Source organism: Enterobacter sp. YSU (assembly GCF_016082135.1).
Taxonomy (GTDB): Bacteria; Pseudomonadota; Gammaproteobacteria; order Enterobacterales; family Enterobacteriaceae; genus Enterobacter; species Enterobacter hormaechei_C.
The window spans coordinates 1,017,749-1,036,289 of sequence record NZ_CP059487.1 but is presented as its reverse complement, the minus strand read 5'-3'; the positions used below and the strand labels follow the sequence as shown (position 1 = coordinate 1,036,289).

Sequence of the window (18,541 nt, the reverse complement as noted above, 5' to 3'; positions counted from 1 at the left end):
TTTCCTCGTCATTAAATTAATATGAGGGCACCTTAACAAGCGATGTTTATGACTGCAAATGTGATATGTCTCGCATTTATATGCTGTTTGTGTTGGGTTTTTGAATGGTAAATGTTGATGAGTTGTTTATATGGCAAATCGTCAATGTCCAATACATTCGCGTTTAGGGACAGTTTACATTCCTGGCTAAACGTAAAATGAACGAGGCGCAAATAGTCCTTCGCCATGAATTAATTGGGTTTCTAATAATTTCCAAAAGTATTTCAGCTGACACAGATAAAGACAGAGGTTTACATTTCTGGTGATTGATATACGTCCGTACGCGCCGCTTCGTTGCCATTACATGTCATTTTTCTGACACGTTTCTTCATTACGTTGTTGGCTTCACTTACTGGATGCTAACAATATGAAAAGAAAAATTATTCCTGTGCTAATCGGTTGTGCGCTCTCTTTCTCTGGCCTGGCGGCACAGCCAACCGCGGAGCGCTACGTCGTCAGCTTTCCCGAAGGCGCGCATGTCAAATACAGCGGTGCGTTTGCCAGCGCATTCCCGAACGGGCTCCCGGTGGGGATTGGTTCGGGTTTGTTATTCACGGGCAAGCAGGGCGATGCGCTGACGTTTGCGACCGTGACCGATCGCGGTCCTAACGCGGATTCGCCAAAAATGGGGAAAAACGATGCCAAAATCTTTGTTACCCCGGATTTCGCCCCGATGCTGCTGACGATCCGTGTGCTAAACGGCAAAGCGGAGGCCGTGGACGCGCGACCGCTGCATGATGATAAAGGCGAGATCAACGGCCTGCCGCTGCAAAGCGGCGTGGTTGGATCTACCAATGAAGTCGCGCTAAGCGACACCTTAAAAGTGCTGAAAGGCGATAACCGCGGGCTGGATACGGAAGGCATCACGCCGGACGGGAAGGGCGGTTACTGGCTGTGCGATGAGTATGGCCCGTTCCTGATTAACGTCGACAGTAAAGGGAAAATCCTCGCGATCCACGGTCCGCAGGCGACGGAAGGGGAGAAATCCATCGCGGGCGGTCTGCCAAACGTTATCAAATGGCGTCAGGCAAACCGGGGCTTTGAAGGGCTGACCCGCATGCCGGACGGACGCATTATCGCCGCCGTGCAAAGCACGCTGGATATCGACGGGAAGAGCAAAAAACAGGCGCTGTTTACGCGTCTGGTGAGCTTCGATCCGGCGACCGGGAAAACCGCGATGTACGGCTACCCTGTCGACAGCGCGGCCTACAGCAAAAACAGCGACGCCAAAATCGGCGACATAGTGGCGCTGGATAACCACACCATCCTGCTGATTGAACAGGGCGAGGATAAAAATGACGCAATGCGTAACCTCATCTACAGGGTTGATCTGAGCAAGGCGAGCGATCTGGCGGCCTTCGACAAGCCGGGCGAATACCCGGAGTTTGATGATGAGAAAACGCTGGCGCAGCGCGGCATCACGCTTGCGGAAAAAACGCAGGTGGTCGATCTGCGTGCGCTGGGCTGGCAGCAGGAAAAGGCCGAAGGGCTGGCGCTGATTGACAGCAAAACGCTGGCAGTGGCGAACGATAATGACTTTGGCGTGAAGGTGGCGATGCAGAAGCCAGTCGAAGGCAAGAAGCTCAAGGATTATAGGGTGAACGCGCAGGGGGCGCTGACGCTGGATGACAAACCGGTTGAAACCACCCTCAGCGTGAAGCCGTTGAAGAAACCGGAGTCCGACAGCGAGCTGTGGATTGTGACGCTGCCGGAGGCGTTGAAATAAGTTTCCCCCTCACCCTAACCCTCTCCCCGCGGGGGAGAGGGGATAATCGGTGCGGTTATTTCTTCAGCCCCGCAAACGCTGCCCGAATTTCCTCTTCCGGCAGCTGTATTCCAATAAACACCATCACGCTGTGCGGCGCTTCATCGTCCCACGGGCGATCCCAGTCGGCGCTGTACAGGCGCTGCACGCCCTGGAACAGCAGGCGGTTCGGCTCGCCGTCGATCCACAGCATCCCTTTATAGCGCAGCAGCTTGTCGGCAAACGACAGCAGCAGGTTCTCCATCACGCGGGAGACCTCGCTGATGTCCACCGGGTAGTCCAGCTCAACCACAATCGACGTCACGTCGTTTTGCTTGTCGGACATAAAGTGGAAGCGCGGTTTCGCGGTGACGTTCTCTTCCAGCATAAAGCCGTTGGTGTTGAACAGCTGGGCGAGATCGATATCGCCGTGCGTCACCGTGTAAATGGGCGCACGCGAGTTGATGCGCGTCAGGCGCTCGCGCAGTTTTTCGCTTTCACCCGCCACGTCGGTTTTGGTCAGCAGGATGCGGTCGGCGTAGCCAACCTGGGACTGGGCGATGGTGAACTGGTTCATCTGCTCGTCGGCATGGACCGCATCCACCAGAGCGATGACGCCGTCCAGCAGGTAGCGCTGGCAAATGATCTCATGAGAGAAAAAAGTCTGAATAATCGGGCCGGGGTCGGCCATGCCGGTGCACTCGATCACCAGTCGGTCGAAGTCGATGTCACCGCGATCGCGGCTGTCGAGCAGGTCCAGCAGGGCGTCTTCTAATTCGTTAGAGCGGGTGCAGCAGATGCAGCCGTTGGTCAGGGTTTTGATCTGGGTGGCACGGTCGCCAATCAGCTGATCGTCAACGGAGACTTCGCCAAATTCGTTTTCGATGACGGCGATTTTGAAGCCGTGCTGCTCGTTCAGAATGTGGCGCAGCAGGGTGGTTTTACCGGCGCCGAGGAAACCGGTCAGCAGGGTAACGGCAATCGGGGTCATGGTTTCTCCTTTAGCAGCAGCGGACGCCGCCTTCTCCACTTCCGCCGTAGCGCGCTTCCTGACGCTCGCGGAAGAATTCAGTGTAGGTCATGTACGGCTTATCCGGATGGTTGGTCTTCATATGCTCAACGTAGTTGTCATAGTCCGGAATGCCAATCAACATTTTCGCCGCCTGACCGAGGTATTTTTTTGCTTCGCCTAAGTTACCAAACATTGAGGGTTCCAGACAGAAGAAGCCCGGTGGCGCTACGCTTACCGGGCCTACAGTAACATGCTTAATTAATGGTGTGAGGAGGTCTTCACGCCGCCTTCCGGCACCGGTACGTACGGGGTCTCTTTGTCCGTACGGCCCTCAACGTTACGCACTTTCATCCAGGTTTTGATGCCGTAGAAGATAATGCTGTACACCACCACCAGGAACAAAATGCTCAGACCCGCGTTGGTGTAGTTGTTCACCACGATATGGTTCATGTTGGCAATCTGCTGCGCGGTCAGATCCGCGCCGCCTGCGGCAATCTTCTCTTTGTACTGGTTAGCCATGAAGAAGAAGCCTTCCAGCTGCGGGTTGGTGCTGAACAGTTTCAGACCCAGCGCCCAGGTAGTGCAGAGCAGCAGCCACAGCGCAGGCACCACGGTGACCCAGATGTATTTGGTGCGTTTCATCTTCACGAGGACAACGGTACCCAGCACCAGGGCCACAGCCGCCAGCATCTGGTTAGAGATACCGAACAGCGGCCACAGGCTCTTAACGCCGCCCAACGGGTCAACAACGCCCTGATACAGCAGATAACCCCACAGGCCTACGCAGCCCGCAGTGCCCAGAACGCCGGCCACCAGCGAGTCGGTTTTCTTCAGGAATGGCACGAAGTTACCCAGCAGATCCTGCAACATGAAGCGGCCTGCACGCGTACCGGCATCCAGCGCGGTGAGGATGAACAGCGCTTCAAACAGAATACCGAAGTGGTACCAGAAGCCCATGTCCGCCCACGGCAGCACTTTGTGGAACACGTGTGCGATACCCACCGCCAGCGTTGGCGCACCACCTGCGCGGTTCAGCACGGACGGTTCGCCGATGTCTTTCGCGGTCTGCATGATCTGCTCGGGCGAAATCACGAAGCCCCAGGAGCTGACGGTCGCCGCCGCGTGCGCGCTGGCGTCTTTCAGCTGTGCCAGGATCAGCGCGGTATTTTCGCCGCCCATCTCATGCAGGTTTGGCATGGTAATGCCGAGACCCGCCGGCGGGGTGTTCATCGCAAAGTACAGGCCAGGCTCGATAATCGACGCCGCAACCAGCGCCATGATCGCCACGAAGGATTCCATCAGCATCGCGCCGTAACCGATGAAGCGCGCGTCGGTTTCGTTGGCCATCAGCTTCGGCGTGGTGCCGGAGGCGATCAGCGCGTGGAAGCCAGACACGGCACCGCAGGCAATGGTGATAAACAGGAACGGGAACAGGGCGCCTTTCCACAGCGGACCGGTACCGTCAATGTACTGCGTCACCGCCGGCATTTTCAGCTCCGGGTTGATGATCACAATACCAATGGCCAGCCCGACGATAACGCCGATTTTCAGGAAGGTTGCCAGGTAGTCACGCGGAGCCAGAATCAGCCACACCGGCAGCAGCGCTGAGATGAATGCGTAGCCGATCAGCGCGAAGGTGATGGTGGTGTCTTTAAAGGTTAGCGCCGGACCCCAGTACGGGTCGTGCGCAATCACGCCGCCGAAGTAGATGGAGGCGACCAGCAGCACGATACCGATGACCGACACCTCGCCAACGCGGCCAGGGCGCAGGAAGCGCATGTAGATGCCCATGAACAGCGCAATCGGTACGGTAGAGCAGACGGTGAAGACGCCCCACGGACTTTCGGCCAGCGCTTTCACCACGATCAGGGCCAGCACCGCCAGGATGATGATCATGATCAGGAAGCAGCCGAACAGGGCGATCGTGCCTGGCACGCGGCCCATCTCCTCTTTGATCATCTCGCCCAGCGACGAACCGTTACGGCGCGAGGAGATAAACAGCACCATAAAGTCCTGCACCGCTCCCGCCAGCACCACGCCCGCCAGCAGCCAGAGCGTACCCGGCAGGTAGCCCATCTGCGCAGCCAGCACCGGACCGACCAGCGGACCCGCGCCTGCAATGGCGGCGAAGTGGTGACCAAACAGCACGTAACGGTTGGTTGGCACGTAGTTCAGGCCGTCGTTGTTAATAACCGCCGGGGTGGCGCGCGTCGGGTCGAGCTTCATAACCTTCTGCGCGATGTACAAGCTGTAGTAGCGATAAGCCACAAGGTAGACGGAAACCGACGCGACCACGATCCACAGGGCGCTGACGTGCTCGCCCCGGCGTAACGCGACAACCGCCAGACAGAAAGCACCGATGATCCCGAGGATGGCCCAGGGCACGTGCTTTAGTAGTTTTTTAGTATCCATAATAAGACCTGGTTTTTTATGTAAAGAAAAAAGGGTCAGGGTTCGTTGTGAGGAGGTATTGATTAATGCTGGAGCGATCGTGCCAGATCCTCGCGCGTGTAAAGCACGGTAAATGGGTGAGTGGTTGAAAGCGATGCGTGAGCGGTCAAAAGCGAGGGTGAGTGGTTAAGGCTCACCCCCGGTGGGAGAAAATATGTGATTGAGATCACTGAGAATAATCTAGCCCTGTGAGCTTTTGTCGTTCGCTTCAGGGCAGTGCACGCAGCGGCAGGGCTGATACACGGGCAGCAGCTGATAGCGCCCTTTGCCGTCGTGTTCAATAATCGGGGAAAGCGCCTGTAAATCGCGGTACACCGTGCGTTCGGTAATGCCAAATTTTTGCATCAGATCGCGGCGATTAACGCTTCCGTTGCGGTGCAGGGCAATAATGATTTCAACCAGACGTTCAGCCGAGCGGCTTCGGGGTGAAGGGGCCATAAGACTTTCCAGCGTTAAGGGGGCGGCTGACGACGTTGCCAGCCGCCCCGGAAAATTTATCTTATGGATAGTTAACGGCGCACCTTTGCGGAAACCTTAGCGTTTTTTTGTGCAACGGGATCAAATCGCGGCTTCCATCTCCATCATCACCGGGTGGAAACGGCGTTTGAAGTAGATCAGGCCGTGCCCCTCGCTGCTGAGGATGATGTTCTTAATCTCTACAAGGTAGACCAGATGGGTGCCGATGGTTTGCACCTGGGTTATCTCACCTTCCAGGCTTGCCAGAGCGCCTTTCAGCACCGGCTGCGCCAGCGGTCCTTTCTGCCAGCAGGAGAGAGCAAAGCGCTCCTCCATTGCCATGCCGGTCATCCCGGCAAAGTGGCGGGCCATGATCTCCTGCTCGTGGTTCAGCACGTTGACGCACAGTTTGCCGTTGCCCTGGAAGACCGGGTTCATGGCGCTGTTGGCGTTGATGCAGACCATGACCGAGGGCGGGGTGTCCGTGACCGAACAGACGGCGGTGGCGGTAATGCCGCAGCGACCCGCATCGCCCTCGGTGGTGACCACATTCACCGCCGCCGACAGGCTGGCCATCGCGTCGCGAAAACGCAGGCGTTCTTCAGATTGCATTGAAACCTCCCGCTGCGTTATTTCAGCAGCTTATCCAGCATATTGATATCAGTGTTGTTGTGCAGGTGCGGTACGGTCCAGCCGTGCTGGTCGTACTCGGACATGCAGCGGTCAACCATCGCCATCATCTTGTCCATGTTGCCGGAGCTTTGCGCCTGACGCAGGCATTGCAGGCGGATCTCATCCTGGCTACCGGAGTAGTTGATTTCGTACAGCTCGTGACGTCCGCCAAACTCGCTGCCGATGGCATCCCACATCAGTTTCAGAATCTTGATGCGTTCGACATGATCCATCCCGTTGGAGCCGCGCACGTACTTCGCCAGGTACTGGTCGATCTGCGGGTTGTTCAGGTCCCGCGCGCTGGACGGCAGGTAGATCAGCCCGGAGGTCACGTTACGTTCGATGATGTTCTTGATCTTCGCATAGGCCATGGGTGCCATCACGCGGTAAGTCTGTAACGCCGCGTGGTCAGGCAGATACGCGCCGTTTACCCACGGAGTGGCTTCGGAGCACATGGAGTCGCTCAGCGCCCAGAACATGTTGCGCCACGCCACCACTTCGCCGAGATCCGCCTGCACGCCGCGGAACTCGAGGGTGCCGGTACACTCCAGCGACTTCTTCAGCAGAGCGGTGATGAAGTCGAGCTTCACTGCCAGACGCACGCAGGCCTGAAGCGGGTACATGCGGGCGAAGCCACCTTCCATCGTCCAGCGACGGCAGCGGTCGAAATCGCGGTAGATCAGCACGTTTTCCCATGGGATCAGCACATGATCCATTACCAGAATGGCGTCGTTCTCGTCAAAGCGGCTGGAGAGCGGGTAGTCGTACGGAGAGCCTGTCGCCCCTGCCACCATCTCGTATGAGGCGCGGGAGATCAGCTTCACCCCTTCGGCATCCATCGGCGCGACGAACATCAGCGCGAAGTCCGGGTTTTCGCCCATCACCTGCGCAGAACCAAAACCGATCATGTTGTAGTGGGTTAATGCCGAGTTGGTGGCCACCACTTTCGCGCCGCTGACGATGATCCCGGCGTCGGTCTCTTTCTCCAGCTTGATGTAAACGTCTTTCACCTCGTCCGCCGGTTTATGGCGATCGATCGGCGGGTTGACGATGGCGTGGTTAAAGTACAGGCCGGTTTCCTGAATACGGGTGTACCAGTTGCGGGCGTTCTGCTCGAACTGACCGTAGAAGGCAGGGTTAGCGCCGAGCGCGCAGCCGAACGCGGCTTTGTAGTCCGGCGTACGCCCCATCCAGCCGTAGCTCAGGCGCGACCACTCGGCGATGGCGTCACGCTGCTGGCGCAGATCGTCGGCACTTTTCGCCACGCGGAAGAATTTATGGGTGTAGCCGCCGCTGCCGGTATCGGTACCCCAGCAGAGGGTATCCTGCATGTCTGGCTTGTGCAGGGCATCGTACATCTGGCCGATGGACGCCGCCGCATTGCGAAATGCCGGGTGGGTAGTGACGTCCTTAACGCGCTCGCCGTAGATATAAATCTCACGGCCATCTTGCAGGCTTTTTAAATACTCTTCACCGGTTAACGGACGTTTGGCATCAGCGCGGAAATCTTCAGGCTTCATAGGGACCTCGTATCGGAAGATGGTTGTTAAATTTATGTTTTGTTTTTGTTGTTTAATTGAAGCGTGAGAGGGGCGGAACGTGAAGGGACGATTGGGACAACGGCAGGTACTTTTCGGGTGAGAGGTGGATTTGTGATCTGTGCGGCTTTTCGGCGGGTTGCGCTGCGCTTACCCGCCCTACGAACCGTTATACGTTCAGGAAACCGGTACTTTCTGCGCCCGGTATGCGCTGGGTGAGCACCCCGTCAGTCGGTTAAAAAAACGGGCGAAATAGGCCGGATCTTTAAACCCCAGCTGCCAGGCAATTTCGCTCACTGTGCTGTCGGAAAACAGCAGCAAACGCCTGGCTTCCCGCAGCTGGCGGTCGAAGATCAGCCGTTTCGGCGAGCGGTTGGCGAAGCGGCGACAGATATCGGTCAGGCGAGATTCGGTGAGATGCAATTCGCTTGCATACTCCGGCACCGTCCAGTGCTCGTGGTAATGAGCATCTGTCAGCTGGTTAAAGCGCTGAAAAAGCTTCAGCTCACCGCGCATGCCGCCTGACGCGTGGTCGTCGAGCTTCGCGTTGCGCAGCAGCAGGGTAAAAACGGCCTGGGCCAGCAGGACCAGCGTATGCTCGCGACCGGGCAGTTGTTCCGTGGATTCCCGGGCAATCAGCTGCCAGTAGTGCTTCAGCGCCGCCAGCTCGTCAGGCCTGTCGGCAAGCGACAGGCAGATCCCCGGCAGGCCGAACGCTTCCCGCGTACCGGGGTAGAGCACTTCTAACAGCGGCCAGATGAGATCCTCGCGCACCGTCAGCACGTGGCCGTCGCTGTCGGATTCGGTAATAAACGCGTGCGGCACCGACGGTGGCGTTAGCACGAACAGCGGCGCCTGCACCGAGTAACGGTGGTCGTCGAGCTGGAGCTCAATCTGCCCGGTGTCGAGAAAATGCATCTGAAAATACTGGTCGTGGCGGTGCGCCTGCATGTCGCGGCCAAAAAAGGCCGCCATGCGGGCAAACGACTGGTAGTGCACATCGTCGGTGCCCAGACTTTCGTCGTAATCCTTGCTGATATCAATGTTGGCGATGGGGCTCTGGCACATGATCGTTCCTCTGTTGATCCCGCTGCGTCATCGGAATGCGCGTCAGCACCAGCGCGCCCACCACCAGCAGACCCGCCACGAACCACAGTCCCGAGCTGAAGCTGCCGGTCGCGTCGCGCAGAATACCTATCAGCAATGGGCTGACGGCAGACCCGACGTTGCCGATGGCGTTGATCACCGCCAGCGCCACCGCGCGGGATTGCAGGCTAATAACCTGATCCGGCGTGGTCCAGAATATCGCCATGGCGGTAAACGATCCGGTTGAGGCCATGATGATGCCAAGCAGCTGGATCAGGCTGTGATCGGTCGCCGAGGCCAGCATCCATCCCGCCGCTGCAAACAGATACGGCAGGATGGTGTGCTTTTTTCGCTCTTTCAGCCTGTCGGAGCGGCGGCTCCACCAGATCATCCCGAGGATGGTGCAAAACTGCGGGATCGCCGCCAGCAGGCCAATCACGATATTGCTGCTGCCGGTGTTGAAGCTTTGCAGGATCTGCGGCGTCCAGATGTTGATCGCGCTCAGCGTATTCGTCAGGCAGAAGTAGGCCAGCGTGTAGAGCAGCACGGCGGGCGTCAGCACCTCGCGCAGCGTCGATCGCGGCGTGGCGGCGTGCGCAATGGCCAGCTCCTGCTCGCGGGCGATCATCGTTTCGAGTGCCTGCTTTTCGTCATCATCCAGCCAGGTGGCCTGTGCCGGGGTGTCGTTAAGGTAGAACCAGGTCACCACGCCGAGCACCACCGATGGCAGCCCCTCCAGCAGGAACAGCCACTGCCAGCCCTTCAGGTTCCACAGCCCGTCCATCGCCAGAATGTACCCGGAGAGGATCGAGCCGAGCATCATGGTCACCGGCATGGCGATCATAAACAGCGCGTTGGCGCGGGCGCGGTGATACGCCGGGAACCACCAGGTGAGATAGACCAGAATGCCCGGCAGGAAACCGGCTTCGGCAATGCCCACCAGCATGCGCAGGACGTAGAGCGTTTCGGGGCTGGTGGCGAACATGGTGCAGGTAGAGGCGATGCCCCACACCACCATGATCCCGGCGATCCAGCGGCGGGCGCCGACCTTCGCCAGCATGATGTTGCTGGGGATACCGCACAGCACGTAGGTCACGTAAAACAGCGTCGCGGCCAGGCCAAACATGGTTGACGTGAGGCCCAGATCTTTGCCCATCGTCAGCCCGGCAAAGCCGATGTTGATGCGATCGAGAAACGAGAAAACAAACAGGATAAAAAGAAACACGATCAAACGACGGAACAGCTTATTAATAACGCGATGTTCAACAGCTTTATTATGCAGGGTTGAGGTCGTCATGTTGCGCTCCACATCGTACGTTTAGTAGACGGATTTATTGTTATCAACTGCTGTGGTGACGTCGGTAAAGCGGGCCGCCAGCGCTTCGGCGCTGCGGGCGAGCAGGGTGGTATCCACGCCGACCGCGACAAACAACGCGCCGAGGCTGAGATAGCGTTTTGCCAGCTGTTCATTCGCCATCAGGATGCCGGGCGCTTTGCCCGCGCTGAGGATCTGCGCGATCGCCTGTTCAATGGCGGCCTGCACCTCCGGGTGCTGCGGATTACCGGCGAAGCCCATGTCGGCGCTCAGATCCGCCGGGCCGATAAACACGCCGTCCACCCCTTTCACGTCCAGGATCTGCGGCAGGTTTTTCAGCGCCTCGCGAGTTTCGATTTGCACCAGCACGCACATGGCGTCGTTAGCCTGATGCAGATACTCCGGGATGCGGTTCCAGCGCGACGCCCGCGCCAGCGCGCTGCCGACGCCGCGAATGCCGGCAGGCGGATAGCGGGTGGCGCTGACCGCCAGACGGGCTTCGTCGGCGTTTTGCACCATCGGCACCAGCAGGGTTTGCGCCCCCACGTCCAGCAACTGCTTGATCTGCACCGGATCGTTCCACGACGGGCGCACCACCGGCTGGCTGGGATAAGGGGCGATGGCCTGTAGCTGAGTCAGGATGGTTTGCACGCTGTTCGGCGCGTGCTCTCCGTCGATCAGCAACCAGTCAAAACCGGCCCCGGCCAGTAGCTCAGCGCTGTAGCTGCTGGTCAGCCCCAGCCACAGGCCGATTTGCGGCTTTCCGGCTTTCAGCGCGGTCTTAAATGCGTTTTCCATGGTGCACTCCTACACAAAGCGGCAACTGATGGAGCCCATGTTGCCGTAGTCGACGTGGAAGGTGTCGCCTCTGCTGGCGGCAACCGGGCGGGTAAACGAGCCGCCGAGGATGATCTGGCCTGGCTCAAGCTGCACGTCGTATGGCGCGAGTTTGTTCGCCAGCCACGCCACGCCGTTTGCCGGGTGGTTAAGCACGCCTGCGGCGACCCCGGTCTCTTCGATCACACCGTTGCGGTAGAGCAGGGCGGAGATCCAGCGCAGATCCAGCTCGTCGGGTTTAATCGGGCGGCCGCCGAGGATCACGCCCGCGTTGGCGGCGTTATCGGAGATGGTGTCGAACACCTTGCGCGGGCGCTGGGTTTCCGGGTCAACGTTATGGCAGCGGGCGTCGATCAGCTCCAGGGCGGGGATGACGTAATCCGTGGCGTTGTAGACGTCGAAGATCGTGCAGTTCGGGCCGCGCAGCGGTTTTGCCAGCACGAAGGCCAGCTCCACTTCAATGCGCGGGACGATAAAGCGATCCACGGGGATGTCGCTGCCGTCGTGGAAGAACATATCGTCCAGCAGCGCGCCGTAGTCCGGCTCGCTGATCTGCGAGCTGGCCTGCATCGCTTTGGAGGTGAGGCCGATCTTGTGGCCTTTCAGCACGCGGCCTTCGGCGATTTTCAGGCTCACCCATTCGCGCTGGACGGCGTAGGCGTCTTCAATGGTGATCTCCGGGTACTCCAGCGAGATCGCGCGGATCTGCTCCCGGGATTGTTCCGCCTGATGCAGGCGGTGGGCGATCAGGGTATGGGTGTGTTTGTCGAGCATGGCGTATCCTTTGTGCGGCTGTTGCCGGGTGGCGCTTCGCTTACCCGGCCTACGGTTCGGTGCTGCTGTTGCCGGGTGGCGCTGCGCTTACCCGGCCTACGGTTTGGGGCCGTTGTAGGCCCGGTAAGCGCAGCGCCACCGGGCGAGCAAACGGCTACTTAAACAACGCGTGCACGTTGTTCTGCTTGTAATTAAGCGTCGGGTGCAGCTCGTCGAGCTCGAACGACAGCGCCAGATACCGGCTGTTCATCAGCGCTGCGAAATGATCTTTAATCAGCGCAAACAGCATTTCACCGACCTCTTCCCGGCTTTCCAGGCTGCGCCCCGCGCCAATCTTCAGCGTCATATGCACAAAGGCGTAATCGTGCTTACCGTCTGCCATCTGCCAGGTGTCCAGCCAGTGGGCGCGGCTGCGGATACCGCCGATGGGGAAGATGCCCGTGGCGGCGAGCGCCTCGTTCACTTTGGCGAACAGCCCCGGAAGGTCGGCCTCTTCGCGGATGTTGTCGGTACATTCAGCAATAAAGTGCGGCATGGTGGCTCCTTACGCGGGCAGCGGGAAAACGGCGTTGACCTGGCCGGTGCCGGAGCTGGCGAACAGCTCGGTGAGAAACTCCACCTTACCGTCGTATTTGTCCCAGCCGAGCATCCCCAGCAGCATCACCGTGTCGTGCATATTGCCCTCGCCGTAGCAGTAGTCGGCGTACTCCGGCAGCATGCTGCAAAACTCCTTGAACTGCCCCTCGCGCCACAGCTTCACCACGCGCTCGTCCATCTGGCGGTCAAACTCGCGGGTGTAGCTGTTCATCCCTTCCTCCGCGCGCTGGTCGTCGATAAAGCGGTGCGAGAGCGAGCCGCTGGCAAGCACCGCCACGGTGCCGTCGTATTTTTCGATGGCACTGATGATGGCCTCGCCAAGCCTGCGGCTGTCGGCGAAGTCGTGAACCGTGCAGAACGCCGAGATGGAGATCACTTTGAAGTGCTTATCCGCGTTCATGTAGCGCATCGGCACCAGCGTGCCGTACTCCAGCTTCAGGCTCGGGATGTTGTGCGCCTTGGCGCGAACGCCAAGCTTCACCGCTTCGTCGGCAATCAGCTGGCCGAGTTCCGGGTTGCCGTCGTAGTCGTAGGTCATGTCGCGAATAAAATGCGGCAGCTCGTTGCTGGTGTAGACGCCCGAAAAATGGTCCGCGCAGTTGATGTGATACGCGCTGTTCACCAGCCAGTGGGTGTCGAAGACGATAATGGTGTCCACGCCCAGCTCGCGGCAGCGCTTGCTGATCTCTTTATGCCCGTCGATGGCCGACTGGCGGCAGCCGTGGTTTTTGCCCGGCAGTTCAGAGAGATACATTGACGGAACGTGTGTGATTTTTGCCGCTAACGCTAATTTACCCATGGTCAGATCCCCCACTTTGGAATCGGATGGTCACCCATGGAGATACAGACGTTCTTCATCTCCGCGAAGACCTCGAAGCTGTACTCGCCGCCCTCACGCCCGGTGCCGGAGGCCTTCACGCCGCCAAACGGCTGGCGCAGGTCGCGCACGTTCTGGGTGTTGACGAACACCATGCCCGCTTCGATGCTGCGCGCCAGACGCAGCACTTTGCTGACGTCCTGGGTCCAGATGTAAGATGCCAGGCCGTACTCCACGTCGTTCGCCAGGCGCAGGCCTTCCGCTTCATCCTTAAACGGCAGCAGGCAGGCCACTGGCCCGAAGATCTCCTCCTGCGCCACGCGCATGCGGTTATCGACATCCGCCAGCACGGTTGGTCGCAGGAAGTTGCCGCCCTTCAGGTGCGCAGGTAGATCGGTCGGTTTGTCCGGGCCGCCCGCCAGCAGGGTTGCCCCCTCTTCAATGCCGAGGCGGATATAGCCGGAGACTTTTTCCCAGTGCTGCTGGCTGATGAGCGCGCCAATCTGGGTGTTCGGATCGGTCGGGTCGCCCACGCGCAGGCGGTTGGCGCGCTCGGCAAAGCGTTTGACGAACTCCGGGTAGATGCTCTGCTGGATGAAGATGCGCGAGCCGGCGGTGCAGCGTTCGCCGTTGATGGAGAAGATGGTAAACAGGGCGGCGTCCAGCGCGCGCTCGATGTCTGCGTCTTCGAAAATCAGCACCGGCGATTTGCCGCCCAGCTCCATGGAATACTTCTTCAGCCCGGCGTTTTTCATGATGTTGCGCCCGGTGGCGGTACCGCCGGTGAAGGAGACGGCGCGCACGTCATGATGACGCACCAGCGCGTCGCCCGCCGTGGCGCCATAGCCCTGCACCACGTTGAGCACGCCCGCCGGAATGCCCGCTTCGAGGGCCAGCTCGCCCAGACGGTCAGCGGTCAGCGGGGAGAGTTCAGACATCTTCAGCACCGCGGTATTCCCTAAGGCCAGGCACGGCGCGACCTTCCAGGTGGCGGTCATAAACGGCACGTTCCACGGCGACACCAGCGCGCAGACACCCACCGGCTGCACCAGGGTGTAGTTGAGCATCTTGTCGTCGACCGGGTAGGTTTTGCCGTTCATCTGCTGGCACACCTCGGCGAAGAACTCGAAGTTGTGCGAGGCGCGCGGAATGAGCACTTTTTTGGTCTGGTGGATCGGCAGGCCGGTGTCGGCGGTTTCCATCGCGGCAATGTCCGGTACGTTCTGGTCAATCAGATCCCCCAGGCGACGCATCAGGCGCGCGCGCTCCTTCATCGGCAGGTTGGCCCATTTCGGAAACGCCTCTTTGGCGGCGGCAACGGCCTGATGGATTTCGGCTTCGCCGCCTGAGGCCACTTCTGCCAGCACCTCGCCGGAGGCCGGGTTAGTGGTTTGAAAGTACTCACTTCCGGCGACGTTTTTACCGTTGATCCAGTGGTTAATCTTTTTCATTTTGCAGTCTCCTCACTGACAATTCGGTTTACCAGACGGCCTACGCCTTCCACTTCCACCACTACCTCATCGCCCGGCACCACGTCGGACAGCCCCTTCGGCGTGCCGGTGGCAATCATGTCGCCCGGTTGCAGGGTCATGAAATCACTCAGATACGCAATCAAGTAGGGGATGCTGAAGATCAGGTCTGCCGTGGTGCCTTCCTGACGCAGTTCACCGTTGACGTAGGTGCGAAGACGAAGGTTGTGCGGGTCAGGAATGGCTTCTTTTGGCACTACGTTCGGGCTGATGGGGGTCAGCCCGTCGCGGCTTTTCACCCGCAGGTTCGGGCGATAGTAGTTTTCGAGATAATCGCGGATGGCGTAGTCGTTGCACACCGTGTAGCCCGCAACATACTCCATCGCCTCGGCTTCGCTGACCTTGCGCGCGGTTTTGCCGATGACCACCACCAGCTCCGCTTCGTAATGCATGTACTCGATATTGTTCGGGCGCACCGACGTCTGGTTGTCGCCGTTAAAGGTATTCGGCGCTTTGATAAACACCAGCGGCTCGGTGGGTGGCTTGAAGTCCAGCTCGCTGGCGTGATCGGCGTAGTTCAGGCCGAGGGCGAACAGCGTGGCGTGCGGCGGCGTGCGCGAAGCGATGGCAACGTCGCGTTCCTCCACCACCGGGTTTTCCAGCGGCGGAAATCCTTCTGCCAGAATACGTACCCGATCGCCCGGGCGAACTTCGACGCGGCTTTGCGGAGTACCGAGCAATATCGCATCGCCGGGGTTCAGAGTGGCAAATTCGCTCAGGGCGCTCAGCAGTTCGGCGGCGTTGCGGTGCAGATCGGCCGTGTTCCAGTGGTCCGCTTCGCGGCCGTTGATCTCGGTGATGATGGTCAGATTATCCACGTTATCAACGGCGACAGGTTCGCCGAGCGGGCAAAATCCATCCCGACATTTGGCCTTGATCGCCGGACGGTAGAAGCTCTCTTCCGGCAGGCTGATTTCGTTAGCCAGCGCGTAGCCGGCGATGTACGCCGCTGCCTCTTCAACGCGTACTTTGCTGGCGGTTTTGCCCACCACCAGCGCCACCGTCGCGCCGCTTAACACGGTTTCTCCCTGCGGGAAGGGAATCGGTTCGCCTGCGCGGATAACAGCGTTATGTGGCTTGATAAACCACACCGCCGTTTTTGGCGGCGCGTTATAGGGGGCTTTTTCAAACGCCTCAGCCCAGGCCACACGCTGGCTTTGGTGGTTTAGCGCTACGGCAAAAACAGTACCTTTCATTCCCATACTCCTCAAACCGGCTGTCCGGTTTTGATTTCGTTAATATGTTAATGATCTGGTTTTATGCTTTTGCTGTTCGTTTCGCAATCAGAAGTGAATAATTTGTGATGCAAATAACAATAAATTTACATAAAAGGGTGAATTGATATTTAAATCAATAAGTTAAAAAAATAGCTTTGTTTCTGTTAGACTTTTTGGGTTAAAAAGTGTTGTCTATAAAAGCATCTTTTTTTAATTGTTTATTTGTTAATGATGTAAGGGGTAGATGATGCATGACTCATTAACCATCGCGCTGTTGCAGGCGCGTGAAGCGGCGATGGGCTACTTCCGCCCGATAGTGAAGCGGCATAATCTGACCGAGCAGCAGTGGCGTATCGTCCGCGTGCTGGCCGAGCATCCCTCCATGGATTTTCACGATCTGGCGTTCCGCACCTGCATTTTGCGCCCAAGCCTGACCGGCATTCTGACGCGGATGGAGCGCGACGGTCTGGTGCTGCGCTTAAAACCGGTGACTGACCAGCGTAAGCTGTACGTGTCGCTGACGAAAGAAGGCAACGCGCTGTACCAGCGTGCTCAGGCTCAGGTGGAAGAGGCGTACCAGCAGATAGAGGCGGAATATACGCCTGAGAAGATGAAGCAGCTCACGGCGCTGCTGGAAGAGTTTATTGAACTTGGAAACCGACATATCGCCGCGAGGGACGAAGCGTAAAAACCCTAAATTCCAGGATGATTTTCGTAAAGTTTTCTCATGCCAGGCCGAATATTCTGTATCTGCCTGAGGAAAGAGAAAACATGTTAAACCGAATCAAGATTGTCACCAGCTTACTGCTGGTTTTAGCGATATTTGGCCTTTTACAACTCACGTCTGGTGGTCTTTTCTTCAATGCCCTGAAGCATGACAAAGAGAATTTCACCATCCTGCAAACCATTCGCCAGCAACAATCCACCCTGAACGGTAGCTGGGTGGCGCTGCTGCAAACCCGTAACACCCTGAACCGCGCGGGTATCCGCTATATGATGGATCAGAACAATATCGGCAGCGGCTCAACCGTCGCCGAGCTGATGCAGATTGCCTCTGCGTCTCTGAAACAGGCGGAAAAAAACTGGGCGGATTACGAAGCGCTGCCGCGCGACCCGCGTCAGAGCGACGCTGCGGCACTGGAAATCAAACGTAATTACGATATTTACCATGGCGCGCTGGCTGAGCTGATCCAGCTGCTGGGGGCGGGCAAAATCAATGAGTTCTTCGACCAGCCGACCCAGAGCTATCAGGATGGCTTTGAGAAGCAGTACGTCAACTATCTGCAACAGAACGACGCGCTGTATCAGACCGCGGTTGAAGACAGCAACAGCTCTTACCGCCAGGCTATCTGGGTGCTGATTAGCGTGCTGGCTGCGGTGCTGGTGGTGATTGTTGCCGTCTGGCTGGGTATTCGTCAGGCGCTGATTTCGCCGCTGAACCGTCTGATTGACAGCATTCGTCATATCGCCAGCGGCGACCTGGTGAAGCGCATCGACGTGGAAGGCTCCAACGAGATGGGGGTACTGGCTGACTCCCTGCGCCATATGCAGGGCGAGCTGGTGCGTACCGTGGGTGACGTGCGTAACGGCGCCAACGCTATTTACAGCGGTGCGAGCGAAATCTCGATGGGCAATAACGATCTCTCATCCCGTACCGAACAGCAGGCTGCCTCTCTGGAAGAGACCGCCGCCAGCATGGAACAGCTGACTGCCACCGTGAAGCAGAACGCCGAGAACGCCCGTCAGGCGAGCAACCTGGCGCTGAGCGCGTCTGAAACCGCGCAGAAAGGCGGCAAGGTGGTGGATAACGTGGTGCAGACCATGCGTGACATCGCCGGCAGTTCGCAGAAAATCGCCGATATCATCAGCGTGATCGACGGGATTGCCTTCCAGACCAATATTCTGGCGCTGAACGCGGCGGTAGAAGCGGCGCGCGCGGGCGAGCAGGGGCGTGGTTTTGCGGTGGTTGCAGGTGAAGTCCGAAACCTGGCGCAGCGCAGCGCCCAGGCGGCTCGCGAGATCAAGAGCCTGATTGAAGACTCCGTGGGGCGCGTGGAAATTGGTTCAACGCTTGTTGAAAGCGCGGGTGAAACCATGGGTGAGATCGTGAATGCGGTAACGCGCGTGACGGATATCATGGGCGAAATCGCGTCTGCGTCTGACGAGCAGAGCCGCGGTATTGACCAGGTTGGGCTGGCGGTGGCTGAGATGGATCGCGTGACGCAGCAGAACGCCTCGCTGGTGGAAGAGTCTGCGGCGGCGGCCGCGGCACTGGAAGAGCAGGCGAGCCGTCTGACGCAGGCCGTTGCGGTGTTCCGTATTCAGCAGGAACAGATGAAGGCGCGCGAGTTCGCCTCGGCGAAAAGCGTTGCCGCACCGGTAGTAGCGCGTAAACCGGCTACCGCAGATGCGGGCGATAACTGGGAAACGTTCTGACGCTGTGCGTTTTGCCGGGTG

At 58.6% G+C, this 18,541-nt stretch carries 17 protein-coding genes; 3 read left to right on the top strand and 14 right to left on the bottom strand.

Translation table 11 applies throughout. The annotated features are described in order from the left end of the window. Positions 1-406: 406 nt before the first annotated feature. On the top strand, positions 407-1,765 hold the full coding sequence (locus H2Z33_RS05025) for an esterase-like activity of phytase family protein (protein ID WP_063135005.1): 1,359 nt from the start codon (positions 407-409) through the stop codon (positions 1,763-1,765). Positions 1,766-1,820: 55 nt separating this feature from the next. Here H2Z33_RS05025 and yjiA read toward each other — a convergent pair whose 3' ends face one another. From yjiA to hpaG, 14 genes are all read right to left on the bottom strand, one after another. Continuing rightward, entirely contained in the window at positions 1,821-2,774 is a 954-nt protein-coding gene (yjiA, locus tag H2Z33_RS05020) for a GTPase (protein WP_063151197.1), read from the bottom strand. A gap of 10 nt (positions 2,775-2,784) precedes the next feature. Continuing rightward, a complete protein-coding gene (locus H2Z33_RS05015; protein WP_003856610.1) occupies positions 2,785-2,988 on the bottom strand; it encodes a YbdD/YjiX family protein in 204 nt (67 codons plus the stop codon). Between the two features lie 65 nt (positions 2,989-3,053). Continuing rightward, positions 3,054-5,207, bottom strand: coding sequence for a carbon starvation CstA family protein (locus H2Z33_RS05010; protein ID WP_003856608.1), 2,154 nt, complete (start codon positions 5,205-5,207; stop codon positions 3,054-3,056). A gap of 219 nt (positions 5,208-5,426) precedes the next feature. After that, positions 5,427-5,684: an HTH domain-containing protein gene (locus H2Z33_RS05005; RefSeq protein ID WP_063135007.1), complete on the bottom strand. Its 258-nt coding sequence runs from the start codon at positions 5,682-5,684 to the stop codon at positions 5,427-5,429. Between the two features lie 120 nt (positions 5,685-5,804). Beyond that, complete coding sequence (locus H2Z33_RS05000; protein WP_017383854.1) at positions 5,805-6,314, bottom strand: 4-hydroxyphenylacetate 3-monooxygenase reductase subunit; 510 nt, start codon at positions 6,312-6,314, stop codon at positions 5,805-5,807. Between the two features lie 17 nt (positions 6,315-6,331). After that, entirely contained in the window at positions 6,332-7,894 is a 1,563-nt protein-coding gene (gene hpaB / locus H2Z33_RS04995) for a 4-hydroxyphenylacetate 3-monooxygenase, oxygenase component (protein ID WP_063135008.1), read from the bottom strand. A gap of 195 nt (positions 7,895-8,089) precedes the next feature. Further along, the gene (gene hpaA / locus H2Z33_RS04990) at positions 8,090-8,980 is read right to left on the bottom strand and encodes a 4-hydroxyphenylacetate catabolism regulatory protein HpaA (RefSeq protein WP_017383853.1); all 891 of its coding nucleotides are present in this window, start codon (positions 8,978-8,980) and stop codon (positions 8,090-8,092) included. Then, positions 8,952-10,295 carry a 4-hydroxyphenylacetate permease gene (gene hpaX, locus H2Z33_RS04985; protein WP_063135009.1) on the bottom strand — a complete coding sequence of 448 codons (1,344 nt, stop codon included), beginning with the start codon at positions 10,293-10,295 and terminating at the stop codon, positions 8,952-8,954. The genes hpaA and hpaX overlap by 29 nt, the downstream gene beginning before the upstream one ends. Before the next feature lie 21 nt (positions 10,296-10,316). After that, positions 10,317-11,111 (bottom strand): 4-hydroxy-2-oxoheptanedioate aldolase, encoded by a 795-nt coding sequence (gene hpaI / locus H2Z33_RS04980; RefSeq protein ID WP_032670605.1) that lies wholly within the window; start codon positions 11,109-11,111, stop codon positions 10,317-10,319. 9 nt (positions 11,112-11,120) lie between these two features. Beyond that, positions 11,121-11,924, bottom strand: coding sequence for a 2-oxo-hept-4-ene-1,7-dioate hydratase (hpaH, locus tag H2Z33_RS04975; protein ID WP_015572593.1), 804 nt, complete (start codon positions 11,922-11,924; stop codon positions 11,121-11,123). A 154-nt stretch (positions 11,925-12,078) separates the two neighbouring features. Then, a complete protein-coding gene (locus H2Z33_RS04970; RefSeq protein WP_033486715.1) occupies positions 12,079-12,459 on the bottom strand; it encodes a 5-carboxymethyl-2-hydroxymuconate Delta-isomerase in 381 nt (126 codons plus the stop codon). A 9-nt stretch (positions 12,460-12,468) separates the two neighbouring features. Next, positions 12,469-13,320, bottom strand: coding sequence for a 3,4-dihydroxyphenylacetate 2,3-dioxygenase (gene hpaD / locus H2Z33_RS04965; RefSeq protein WP_033486716.1), 852 nt, complete (start codon positions 13,318-13,320; stop codon positions 12,469-12,471). A 2-nt stretch (positions 13,321-13,322) separates the two neighbouring features. Continuing rightward, positions 13,323-14,789 (bottom strand): 5-carboxymethyl-2-hydroxymuconate semialdehyde dehydrogenase, encoded by a 1,467-nt coding sequence (gene hpaE / locus H2Z33_RS04960; protein ID WP_063135010.1) that lies wholly within the window; start codon positions 14,787-14,789, stop codon positions 13,323-13,325. Then, positions 14,786-16,063 carry a 4-hydroxyphenylacetate degradation bifunctional isomerase/decarboxylase gene (gene hpaG, locus H2Z33_RS04955; RefSeq protein ID WP_017694558.1) on the bottom strand — a complete coding sequence of 426 codons (1,278 nt, stop codon included), beginning with the start codon at positions 16,061-16,063 and terminating at the stop codon, positions 14,786-14,788. The genes hpaE and hpaG overlap by 4 nt, the downstream gene beginning before the upstream one ends. A 268-nt stretch (positions 16,064-16,331) precedes the next feature. Between hpaG and hpaR the strand changes: the two genes are divergently transcribed. Continuing rightward, positions 16,332-16,772, top strand: coding sequence for a homoprotocatechuate degradation operon regulator HpaR (hpaR, locus tag H2Z33_RS04950; RefSeq protein ID WP_017383846.1), 441 nt, complete (start codon positions 16,332-16,334; stop codon positions 16,770-16,772). An 83-nt stretch (positions 16,773-16,855) separates the two neighbouring features. Beyond that, positions 16,856-18,520, top strand: coding sequence for a methyl-accepting chemotaxis protein (gene tsr / locus H2Z33_RS04945; RefSeq protein ID WP_017383845.1), 1,665 nt, complete (start codon positions 16,856-16,858; stop codon positions 18,518-18,520). Positions 18,521-18,541 lie beyond the last annotated feature (21 nt).